At 73.7% G+C, this 11,093-nt stretch carries 9 protein-coding genes; 1 reads left to right on the top strand and 8 read right to left on the bottom strand.

All coding sequences use genetic code 11. The annotated features are described in order from the left end of the window. Window positions 1-499 precede the first annotated feature (499 nt). Window positions 500-1,051, top strand: a complete 552-nt coding sequence (locus K6I34_RS21345) for a response regulator transcription factor (protein WP_229327930.1) — start codon at window positions 500-502, stop codon at window positions 1,049-1,051. A 65-nt stretch (window positions 1,052-1,116) separates the two neighbouring features. On the opposite strand, the gene K6I34_RS21340 is transcribed toward K6I34_RS21345, so the two are convergent. From K6I34_RS21340 to K6I34_RS21305, 8 genes are all read right to left on the bottom strand, one after another. Continuing rightward, window positions 1,117-2,220: an insulinase family protein gene (locus K6I34_RS21340; RefSeq protein ID WP_229327929.1), complete on the bottom strand. Its 1,104-nt coding sequence runs from the start codon at window positions 2,218-2,220 to the stop codon at window positions 1,117-1,119. Further along, a complete protein-coding gene (locus K6I34_RS21335) occupies window positions 2,217-3,458 on the bottom strand; it encodes an insulinase family protein (RefSeq protein WP_229327928.1) in 1,242 nt (413 codons plus the stop codon). The genes K6I34_RS21340 and K6I34_RS21335 overlap by 4 nt, the downstream gene beginning before the upstream one ends. Window positions 3,459-3,461: 3 nt before the next feature. Next, the gene (locus K6I34_RS21330; protein ID WP_229327927.1) at window positions 3,462-4,226 is read right to left on the bottom strand and encodes a DUF5944 family protein; all 765 of its coding nucleotides are present in this window, start codon (window positions 4,224-4,226) and stop codon (window positions 3,462-3,464) included. Between the two features lie 14 nt (window positions 4,227-4,240). Continuing rightward, window positions 4,241-6,532, bottom strand: coding sequence for a YcaO-like family protein (locus K6I34_RS21325; RefSeq protein WP_229327926.1), 2,292 nt, complete (start codon window positions 6,530-6,532; stop codon window positions 4,241-4,243). Further along, window positions 6,529-8,148: a SagB/ThcOx family dehydrogenase gene (locus tag K6I34_RS38690; protein ID WP_229327925.1), complete on the bottom strand. Its 1,620-nt coding sequence runs from the start codon at window positions 8,146-8,148 to the stop codon at window positions 6,529-6,531. The genes K6I34_RS21325 and K6I34_RS38690 overlap by 4 nt, the downstream gene beginning before the upstream one ends. Beyond that, window positions 8,145-9,134 (bottom strand): hypothetical protein, encoded by a 990-nt coding sequence (locus K6I34_RS21315; protein ID WP_229327924.1) that lies wholly within the window; start codon window positions 9,132-9,134, stop codon window positions 8,145-8,147. Before K6I34_RS21315 ends, K6I34_RS38690 begins: the two co-directional genes overlap by 4 nt. Window positions 9,135-9,286: 152 nt before the next feature. Next, window positions 9,287-9,631, bottom strand: coding sequence for a thioredoxin family protein (locus tag K6I34_RS21310; protein ID WP_229327923.1), 345 nt, complete (start codon window positions 9,629-9,631; stop codon window positions 9,287-9,289). Window positions 9,632-9,759: 128 nt separating this feature from the next. Then, window positions 9,760-11,093, bottom strand: a 1,334-nt coding sequence (locus K6I34_RS21305) for a hypothetical protein (protein WP_229327922.1), incomplete at its 5' end; no start/stop codon positions are given.

Here is an 11,093-nt window from a genome sequence, read left to right as displayed (position 1 = left end):
GTGCCGCCCTCCGCCGAAGCCGCCCCGGCCCCGCTCGACCGCGTCGCCGACGCCCTGGAGGGGATCCGGGACGAGCTGAGAGCGATCAGGGAATCCCTCGCGGACCGACGGGAGCCGGGCCCCGGCGAAGCGACGGCCTGAGCCGGCGACCCGAGCCGACGCCCTGAGCCGACGAGTCGGTGAAGCGGCGACCCGGAGAAGATGCCCACGGATTTCCTTAGCGGGGATTCACGGATTTCCGGGCACCAAGCGGAACCCTGGACACCAAGCGAAATAATCCGGCGCCGATCGCTCAAAACCTTGGCGGCTGGCGCACTTCGTGTGTTTACATCGTGGCCCGGTCAGGTTCGACCGAAGATCAAGTCCCCACTGTCTGCCATCGGACGGGACTATGACGACTGATGTGGCTCATTCACACCCGACGACTCTTGACGGACACAACTGCGCGGTGGTCCTCCTGGGCTGGTGGATGGCCGCCGCGCGATTACCCCCGGCGGCCATGCAGCACGAAAACGTCGAGATTCATCCGTGCCCGGATTCCGATCTGCTGGCCCCGATCGTCCACTCGGTGCAGGCCGACTGGATGCTCGTGGGGGAGAAAATCGACGACAGCGAGATTCACCGCGCCTTCTCCCGGGCGAAAGCGGTCCGCGAGGACCTGAACCTGGCGATCCTGGGCCCGCGCCGCGACTGGCGGCGCTGCGAGCGCTGGCTGCGCCGCGGCTGCCGGGTGTACCTGGAGGACACCGTCGGGCTCGACCGCATGGCCGAGGCGATCCGGTCCGCCCAGGGCCTCGGGATCAACGTCACCGACCACAGCATCTTCCAGGTCCTGCAGGAACGGTCTGCCGGGCCGACGCCCCACCTCACCCAGCGCGAGCACGAGGTGCTCGACCTGCTCCGGCGCGGTCTGCGCAACCAGGACATCGCCCACGCCCTGCACGTCACCGAGAACACCGTCGAGTACCACATGCGCCATCTGCTGTCGAAGTTCGGTGCCCGCAGCCGCCTGGAGGCCGTCGAGCGCGCCTCCGCCCTCGGGCTCGCCTGACGCCCCGACAACCAGCAACCGACACAACCGGCGATCGGGCAGCCGGGCGGTCGGGCCGTGATCCGTCACCGCCCGGCTGCCGCCACCGTCCTGATCTCCAGTGAGGCGTCCGGGCGCAGGAAGGCCCCGGCCGCGGCCCGCACGTCCTCGGCCGTCACGGCGGCCACCCCGGCGGGATAGGCGGCGAAGTCGGCCGGGCCGAGGCCCGCGGCCGCGTAGCCGACGATCCGTTCGGCACGGCGGCGCTCCGCCTGCACGGCCCGGTGCCACTGGACGATCAGACGCTCCTTCGCCGCCCGCAGCAGGCCCTCGCCGACGGGGGCACGGCCCAGCCCGTCCAGGGTCTCCGCCACGCACCCGGCGACCTCGTCCAGCGCCTCGGGACGGCACCCCGCGAAGCACATCCCGTAGCCGCCCTCGGCGAGTTCCCGGCTGAACGCCGCCAGCGCGTACGTGAGCCCCCTCTCCCGCCGCAGCCGCCGGTCGAGCAGCCCTTCCCGGCCACCGAGCAGCGCCCAGGCGACATGCAGCGGGAACTTCCACGCCGAGCCGAGCGGCACGCCCGGCGTACCGAGAAGGCAGTAGGCGTCCTCCCCCGCGATGCGCACCGTCCGGCGCTCACCGCCGGGGAACCGGGCGGCGACAACGGGCGTACCGTCCTGGGCGGGTGTCACGGGGCGCTCGGCGAGCAGTTCGGCCGCCGCGGCGGAGAGTTCGCGGTCACCGGCTCCCCGCACGGACCGGACGCGTTCCCGGTGGCCGATCCCGTAACGGTGCCGGTCGCCGAACAGCACGCGCCGTACGTCGTCGGAGCGTTGCTCACGCGATGACAGCCGGGCGAGGCACGCGGCGCGCAGCCGGTCCGCTTCTCCGGGTTCCTGTGCCTGCCGGGCCCGCCGGAACCACTCCGGCAGCGCGCGCAGCGCGGTGCGGTCGGCGGCCACGACCTCGGCGGCGACCCCGGCCAGGTCGGCGGTGACCACCGGCTCCACACGGCAGTCCACACCGTCCGAGCGGGCGGCGGCGGCCACCGCCCGGGCCCAGCCCTCCGCCGCCAGCGGCGCGGCGAGCACGGCCGGACGGGAGACTCCGGCGAGCGGCACGGCGAGGCACGCCGCCGCGAGCGGTCCGCGTACGGCGGCGGGGAACGCGTACAGCGGGTCGGTCACGGCCCCTCCGCCGCACCGGGGACGGCCACAGGACCGCCGACGGGACGCTCCGGCCCGAACCACCGCCGCCACTCGGCGAGCACGTCCCCCACCGATCTGGCCTGACATATCGTCAGTTCATCCGTGCCGACGGCGGCCCGCGGGTCGGACGCCCGCTGCGCGGCCGTCTCGATGTCGTCCTCCGCGCGCAGCCGTGGAATGAGCACCTCGGTCCGCAGCCACGCCGCCCCGTCCGGACGGGAGATCCGCGCGCGGGCGGCGGCCAGCGCGGTCCGCACCACGTCACCCATCAGTACGGAGTCGGCGTCACCCACCGGCACGGGGTCGGCCGCCTTCGTCATGGCCCAGACGCACAGCCACTCCCCCAGCGGCAGGGTCCGCAGGACGAGCCCGGTCGCCGCCCTGACCGCGTCGCAGGCGAGAACGGCCGCAGCCGACTCGGCTCCCGGCCGGGCGGCGGCGACCCCGGCCAGCGGCCCGTGGGACACGGCGACGCGGCCCACGGCGGGCCGCTCGGCGCAGAGCGGGACAGGGCGCGAGGCGGGGTGCAGGACAGAGCGCGAATCGGGGCGCGAGGCGGGGTGCGGGGCGGACCCCGGCGCCAAGTCCACGCCGCCAGGGCGGCCGTGCCCCCACGCGGCCGCCGTGGCGGCGATCCGCGGCAGCAGCCTGTCCAGCCGGTCCGTCACGACGACGAGCACCGCCGTGGCGGGGCGGTACCACCGGCGGTGGAAGCGGTACGCCCGCCGGGGCGTGAGGGCGTCGACCACGTACGGGTCGCCCAGCACCGGGTGGGCGCGGCGGGTGCCCGCCCACAGCGCGCCCATCAGCGACTCCTGAAGCCGCCAGGCGGGGTCGGCCGACCGCTGGGCACGTTCCTCGCGGATGGCGGTGAGCTCGGCGGCGAACTCGCCGGGCGGTACGTCCAGTTCACCGAGGACCGGGCCGAGGGCGGCGACCGCGGGGAGGACGTCCGCGTGGCGTACCACCGTGCTGTAGACGGTGGCCTCCTTGCCGGTGCGGGCGGTCACGAGCGCGCCGTCACCGGCCCGGCCGCCGTCCATGGCACACCGGACCACCATGTGTTCGAGCACATGGGCCAGGCCCCGCTCGTCCGGCTCCTCGTCGGCGCTGCCCACGCCCACCCGCAGCAGGACGGCGGCCAGCGGTGCGCCGGGGCGCTCGACCGCGACCAGGCGGATGCCGTTGGGCAGTACGCGGGTGCGCGTCCGTCCCACCGGTCACCCCGCCGCGGTCTGCAGGGTCACGAGGGTCTGGGCCAGGAAGCGGTCCCGCTCGTCCACCGCGATGACGACCCAGTCGCCGCAGGCGAGCAGCGGGTTGCCGTCGAGCGCGACGTCGTAGTGCGCCTCCGGCCGGTCCGGTGTGCACGTCAGTTCCTGGCGGACGATCCGGCCGATGCCCTGCCAGGCGAGGACGACCGGGGTGGGCCCGGTGAGGCCGGTCAGCCCGACGGAGAACCGGAGTACGCGGTCCCCGGCGTCGTCCACCGTCTCCTCCAGGTCGGCCCGGCCGAGCCCGAGCGGGGAGACGTAGCGCTGGGTGAACGGGTAGGGGACGGTGCGCCCGGCGCGGTCGAAGACGACGGCGTGCACGGCCAGCAGCCGGTTCTCGGCGTCGTACACCGAGGCGTGGCAGTAGTCGCGGTCCGAGTCGGCGAGGAGGATCAGCAGGTCGGTGGTGGCCTCGGGCTCGTCCGGGGTCACCAGGTGGAAGCGTTCGCGGGTCTCGTCGCGGTCGACGAAGAAGAACTTGTGCGTGAGCATGGCCGGTCCGCCGAGGCCGCCGACCCTGCTGGAGAAGCGGAGACGGATCCCGGAGCCGACCGGCTCGGCGGAGAAGGAACAGTGCACCGGTGACCGCTCCGGGGGGAGGCAGCGGCTCACGATGTGCCGCCCGTAGGCCTCGGGGATCAGGGAGGTGTCCGAGAAGTCCTCCTTGCGGACCATCGACAGCGAGGGGAAGGCGACGAAGGACGCGGCCATGGGCGGGCATCTTCCTAGGGGAGCGGATGGGGGTAGGGGTTGTCCGGCGCGGAGTGGTGGCCCAGCGTCCGCACGACGTCGCGCAGCCGGGGGTTGCCCAGCATCCGGAAGCGGTGCGCGCCCGAGAGGTGTTGCAGCCCCGGCACGAGGACGCGGACGACGCGGACCCCGGCGCGCCGTGTGTCGGGGGTGGTCAGGTCGACGACGTAGGTCCGGAATCCGGCGGCGGCGAGCTCCTCGGTGATGAAATCCACGGAGGCCGCGCCGTCTTCGGCGGTATCGGTGGCTTCGGCGGCTCCGGTGAGGAGTCGTGCCGGGCGGTCGCAGGCGGGCGGGGCGTCGGGGTGGACCAGGTATCCGGCGCGGCGGCGCAGTTCGGGGTGGCGGGTGTAGAGGATCGCGTGCTTGTTGAACTCGTCGACGTTGGCGAAGTCGGGGGCGGCCTCGAAGCCCTCGTACTCCTTGACCAGCCGCCGGACGTAGGTGAGGCCCTGCGCGGCCTCCAGGAAGGCCTTTTCGAGCGCGTGCACCGGCGCCATACGGCACGCGGAACCGAAGGACAGGACGGGTTCGGCGCCTCCCCGGTAGTCCATCACCGCGACGACGACAGGCGGGGTGAGGTCCAGGGACAGGTCGTAGAAGCGGACCCGCCACGAGGTGGCCTTGGTCAGGTGGTAGCGCACGCGGGGGGACGCCGCGATCACCTCCTCGGGCACCGGTCGCGGCGGGAGGCGGTGCAGCCAGGACACGGCCAGCGCGTCCCGTTCGACGATCTCGCAGAGCCCGCCGAGCACCGCGTCGGCGGTGGTGGGCCCGGCCGCCAGACCGGTCGAGATGGACGGGGCGATCGGTGTCTCCTCCCTCGCCCGGCGGTAGTGGAGGAACACCTGCGAGGCGGGCACCCAGCACGCCGCGCCGTCCGGCAAGCGCGTGGCGCGGACCCAGCGCACGGGGGTGTCCTCGGTGAAGGGGGCGAAGGGGAAGCCGGGTGAGGCGTACTGCTCCGCGGAGAACAGTCCGAACGTCCCCGGCGCGACGGCGGTCCCGCCCGACCGGGTGAGCTCGGTCCACGAGGCGGTCCGCAGCTCGGCGGAACGGAAGAGTCCCGCGGCATAGCGTTCGAGGGACTCGCCGATCGCGGCGTGCAGCGCCTCCTGCTTGGTGAAGCCCGCGCCGCCGTTGCGGACCACCCCGAGGTTCGGCCGGATCAGTGAATGGTCCGGTGAGGTGCTTCCGGCGAGGTAGATCTGGGGTCCGCTCTCGGCCCGCCGTACGTTCACGGTGTGCACGGCGCCCACGCGATCGTCGACGGCCAGGGTCAGCACGGCCTCGGGCCCCGCTGTGCCGGGGGCCGTCGTCTCCGGGTCCGCCGCGGCCGCGCGCTGTCGGCTGCCGCAGACCCGGCAGGTGGGGACCGGAAGGACGAAGCGGCGGGTCTCGTCACCCTCCTGGTCCAGCCAGAGCAGTTCCCCGCCCGGATCATCCGGGACATCCGGATCACCGGGATCGCCGGGGTCGCCCGGGTCGTGGCCGGGGCGGGCCAGGAGGTCCGCCACGCGCCGTCCCAGCGCGGCGGCCAGCCGGGCGGCCGTCCACGGCGGCGCCTGCTGCTGGACGGCGGGCGCCCCGGACTCGGCGAGGGAGCTGGTGTAGGCGCGCCAGACCGGCCCGTGCACGGAGTTGGCGAAGATCCTGGTACGCAGGCACTCGTAACAGGCGACCGGCCGGTCCGGGGTCCACAGCGGGCCGGCGAAGGCGGCACCGCCGTGCATGAGGCCGTAGAACAGGCAGGGCAGGCCCTGCCGCACGCAGAGTTCGTTGACCGCGCCCGCGCGTGCGTCGAAGAGCGAGGCGGTGGCCACGACCACGAGGCCCGCGTCCGCCGCGTGGCGGAGGGCGGCCGTCGGTTCCCCGGGCTCGCCGAGGTCGTACGGCTCGGCCCGCGGTGTCCGGCGCAGCACCGCCAGGAGGTCGCGTGTGAGGGCGGCGGGGCCGAGTACGCCGACGCGCCGCCGGGTGGTGTGCCGCGGCTCCGGCGGGGCGTACTCGACGATCCCCTGCTCGCGGAGCCCTTCGAGCAGTTCCAGTGCGCGCGGGCGCGGCAGCGCGGTCCGGAGGGCGACGGCGATGTCGGCGGCGCGGGCCGGGGCGGCGAGCCGGGGCAGGACCTGTTCGGCGAGCAGGCGCAGTCCGGTCCCTTCCAGACGGTGCACGCCGCGGGGCGATTCGACGAAACCGTTCCGGTCGTCCAGGACGTGCAGCCGCACGCCCGGGGCGATCCGGAGGACGCTGTCCTGGTCGATCACGAGACGGCCCCTCCCAGCAGGGTCAGGTGGACGACGGCGTCGTCGGTGCCGTTCACACCCACCAGCCGGTCGAAGTGGTCGTCGACGAAGCCGACGACCGGATGGGCCACCAGGCCGAGGGCTGCGGCCGCGGTCACCACGCTCTGGGCGAGGTGACCGCATTCGAGCAGCGCCATGCGGTAGCCGCGCTCCCCGTACTTCCACTGGTTGCGCCGGAAGGCCGCGACGTGCAGGACGACCGCCGCCGCCCCGGCCACCCGGTCGGGGTAGCCGGTGTACGCGGCGGCCCCCTCGACGTCGCGGCCGGAGTTCACGCACTGGAGGACGCGCCGGCCCGGGTGGAAGTAGTGGACACCGGGGTTCAGGTCCTCGACGCGGTGGGCCAGGACGAACAGGTCGCCCGAACACAGGCCGCCCGCGGTCGGGGTGGCGCGCAGCGGCAGGCGGACGCCGTCGGGTGCCTGCGCGACGCCGGTGATCCCGGCGGAGAGGTCCAGGACACGTGCGAGGTCCGCGAGCGCGAGCGGGGCCCGGCTCATGGGCGCCGCCGAACGGCGGCGGCGTACCGCCTCGTCGAGGGGCAGTAGGTCGCGGCCCGCCGCCTTGGGCAGCGGGTGCTCGGTCCTGGTGCGGCCGTAGTCGCGGTAGGGCCGTGCCAGGGCGCGCCGGGTGTCGGGGTGCAGCCGGTCGACGTCCACGGGCGGGAGGGTGCGGTGGGCGGCGCGGATCTTCGAGTTCTCGTGGAAGGTCCGGGAGATCCTGACCCGTTCGGGGTCGCAGGCGAGCGAGAGGTCGGCCGGTGCGGTGCGACGCGCGATGATGCCGGGCGGGGCCCACGGCCCAGGCGGTTCCGCGGCGCCCCCGGGCCCGCTGACAAGACGGCACTGGACAACGGCGCCACTGTCGCTGTCACTGTCGTGGACGGTCCGTACGGCGGCGTGGACCCGGCTGCCGAACTCCTTCTCCGGAACCGCCTCCACTTCGTCGAGGCCGATGTCCCCGCGGACGGCCGGGCTCGCGGCCGGTTCGGTCCAGAGGTCGGCGGCGGCCCGGGTGAGGATGCCGTCCAGTGCGCGGGCCAGGGCGGCGCGGGCCGTCGGCGCGCAGCCGAGGGCCCGGATCTCCCGGGGCGGTGCGTCCTGCCGGAGCACGGCCCCCACGAGGGGCACCCGGCTCGCGCTGTCGAAGGCGTAGCAGGTGAGTTCGGCGTCCAGCTCGGGGTGCAGCGGTGACGGCACCGCGCCCGTCCATCCCGTCAGCCGCGACGCCGTGGCCGGTGGGTCGCGGCGCTCCACCGCGTCGCAGACCGCGTCGCGCACGGCGTCCGCGATGTCCGCTCCGGCGCCGACTCCGACGCCGTACCCGTATCCATACCCGTCCGCCCGGCCGAGCCGTAACTCCGCGGCGCGGGCGGCGAGTCGCCAGCGCGCGGCGTCGGGGTCCCGGCCCGCCGCCAGGGTGAGCGTCGGGACGGGGGCGGCAGGCTGTTCCAGCCGCTCCGCCCGGTGCTCGGCGCGGACGAGCGCGAACGCGGTCCCGTCGAGACGGGCGGGCAGCGGGAGTTCCCGCACCGCGAAGCCCAGGGACTCGACCAGCCCCACCGCTCCGGCGGTCACAGCGCCACCCACTCCCGCGACGCGGGCGCGTACCGGGCGCAGTCGGGGCAGAACGGGTCGCGCCAGGTGGTCAGCGAGGTCTGTTCCCCGGTGGAGGCGTCCACGGTGGTGACCCGGCCCCACGGATGCTCCGCGGCCATCGGCAGCAGGGCACGCAGGGCGAGGTGGGCGACGAGCCCGCCCGTCCAGTACAGGCATCCCGGTTGCAGGGTGGCCCACCCGGCGGCCGGTCCCGGCCCGGGGGCCGGCTCCGTCTCCGGGTACGCGGGAAGGTGGCACCGCAGGCACCCCGACTCACCGGTCCGCACCCAGGGGCCGATACGGACGCGGTGCGCGCCGAACGCCACCGGCAGCCATGAGCCGCGGTCGGCGCACAGGCCGCGGTTCACGGCCATGAGGCGTGCCTCGTCGGAGTCGGCCACGATCCGGAGCGCCGCGTCCGCAGGCGTATCGGAGACGTTCAGCCCTTGTTCCCGGATCAGACAGGGCCACAGGGAAATGACGGGTTCCGGGCCGGACACATGAATACGTTGTGCCCGGACAGCGGAGAAAACCCGGTCCGGACCGGTGGCCCGGCGGCAGATGTACGCATAAAGTTTCCGGCCGGGCTCGTCGTCGATGACGACGTCCTTTCCGGGAAGGAGCAGGACGCCCATGTCCCGTAACCGCTGTGCGAAAGGCGCCAGTTGCCGGGCCTCCGCGCCGGAGAGCTGCCGCCGGACGGGGACACTGCGGCGCAGCCTGGGCACGACCTGCGTGATGACGTCCGCCAGCGGCTTCAGGGCGTCGGGGGCGGCAGCCAGCGTGAAGGTCCGCGGGCCGACGGCCATCTCGCACTTGTCCGGCCCGCGCATCCGTAACGCGACATCGGCGGCCGCTACCGCCACCGTGTCCAGAAGACCGGAAAGTTCGGGTGATTCAGAGGACTCGAAAGGCTCGGGAGGCTCGGAATTCTCGGCGGGCTCGAAAAGCTCGGAATCCAGCACGGATTCATCGTAGGCCCGGTAAACAGGCGGGCCAACACGGATTTCCCCGGTACCGTACTACGGAATTCCGCGGCAACCGGGCGGGGCGCCGCACGGGCCCGGCAGCGCGACTTGACCGGGTGTCCCGAGCGATCCGAACGATCCGGGTGAGGTCACGTCGCCCGGTCGGACCCGGCCGCCACGGCGGTGATCAGCTCGCGCAACGCGTCGGGGCTCGGCGCGACGATCTCACCGATCCTGACGCCGTTGCGGAAGGCCATGAATACGGGCACGGGGCCGACACCCGCCTTCTGGGCGACCTCGAACGCCTCGTCGAGGTCCACCGAGTGGAAACCGACGGTGCCGGTGAATTCGGGGAGCTCGGAGAACTTTTCGAATACCGGGCCGATCACCCGGCAAAGGCCGGCCCAGGTCGCGCAGAACTTGACCACCACACCCTTGTCCTGCGCGATGGCGTTCTCGAACGCGTCCAGGCCCGTCAACGGCGTGACCGCCATACTCTTCGACTCCTCGGAACCTTGGGGTCAGCAGAAGCGTTCCACAAACCCCGCGGCCCCGCATGCCGACGGCCCGGACGGACCACCGGATGGCTCACCACTGGACGGATGGCTCACCGCCGGACGGCTCACGCGCCCCGGTCCGCCCAGCGGCGGCGGGCGAAGCGGACGAGGGAGCGCAGGGGACGGACGAGCGCGAGCGTCAGTCCCGCAAGGGGGAGGACGAGCAGAAGGATCTGGAGGGCCGCCGAGGGGAAGGCGAGGACCTGATTGCCGGACGCGGCGGCGTTCCCGATCAGTGCGTTCGCCCGCTCCCAGTCGGTGCTCAGCAGTCGCGGGAGGTTGAGCAGGAGCACGCCCAACTGCAGGCAGAGCACGGGGACCAGGAACATCACCCACACCGCGACGATCACCTGGGGACGGCGCTTGAGGGCCCGCAGCCGCTCGTCCGGCGGCCGCCGCAGCAGGACCCGTCCGAGGATGGGGCCGATGTACTTGAAGAGGTCGGGGACACCGATCAGGTCGGCGACGATGTAGTAGCCGTCGAACCGCAGTGTGGGCAGGAGCTGTTGGACGATTTCGAGGTTGACGGAAAGGATCGCCACCAGGAGCCACGGCGTGCCGATCGGCACGTACAGCGCGAGCAGGCCGAGAAGGAAAAGGGCGTTGAAATAGACACCGCCGAGGTCGGCCCTGATACGGCCCGCGCGGCCCAGCCGGTAGGAGTTGGTGATGTCGGTGTAGAAGGCGGGCCAGACGAGGTAGATGCCGCACCCCATGGCACCCGGCCGCACCCCTCCGTACCGGCATGCCGCCCCGTGGCCCATTTCGTGGAAGACACAGGAGGCGACGGCCAGGGAGAGCACGAGAAGGACGTCGCCGGGCGAGGAGAGCACGGCCCGCAGCGCCGCGCCCGTCTCCTGCGTCGTCCAGAGCCACGCCTCCCCCGCCACGAACGCGGTGAGGGTGAGCAGCACCAGCGGCGGCCGGAACAGCCACGCGAAGAGGCCGGAGAGCACCCAGGTGACGCGCTCGGGCAGCACCGCCAGCCGGAAGCGGAAGGCGAGGAAAGGGTCGTGCTTGGGCGTGGGGGGCGGGGGCGAACCGTCGCTGTGGGTGGTGACGCCGAGCGGGGCGAGCTTCTGGTCGATGAGGAACGCGACATGCTCGGCGGTGAACCGCCGCCCCGTCTCACGGCTCAGTTCGGCGGCCACATGCGCCAGGGCGGAAACGCCACCGGGCTCCTCCGCGCAGCGGCCGGGCTTCTCCTGGCCGGAGCCGGGCTCCTCCTCGCCGGGACCGGGCTCCTGTACTCCGGTGTCGGGCTCCCGCACGCCGGCGTCGGGGCCTCCCGCACCGCCCCGGCGCCGCCCGTCCAGCGCCCGGACGACCTGGTAGAGGAGGGCGGGGAGCCGCACCAGCTGTCCGTCGGGGCGGCAGACCAGGTGGGGCGGTTCACGGT

The sequence above is a fragment of the Streptomyces sp. UNOC14_S4 genome, assembly GCF_020740835.1.
Classification (GTDB): Bacteria; Actinomycetota; Actinomycetes; order Streptomycetales; family Streptomycetaceae; genus Streptomyces.
The sequence above is the reverse complement of the archived record's forward strand: the minus strand, read 5'-3'. Positions and strand labels throughout refer to the sequence as shown.

Coding starts and splice junctions, on each gene's coding strand:
- K6I34_RS21330 (WP_229327927.1), bottom strand. CDS start 4,226: ATGGCCGCGTCCTTCGTCGCCTTCCCCTCGCTGTCGATGGTCCGCAAG.
- K6I34_RS21345 (WP_229327930.1), top strand. CDS start 500: ATGCAGCACGAAAACGTCGAGATTCATCCGTGCCCGGATTCCGATCTG.
- K6I34_RS21310 (WP_229327923.1), bottom strand. CDS start 9,631: ATGGCGGTCACGCCGTTGACGGGCCTGGACGCGTTCGAGAACGCCATC.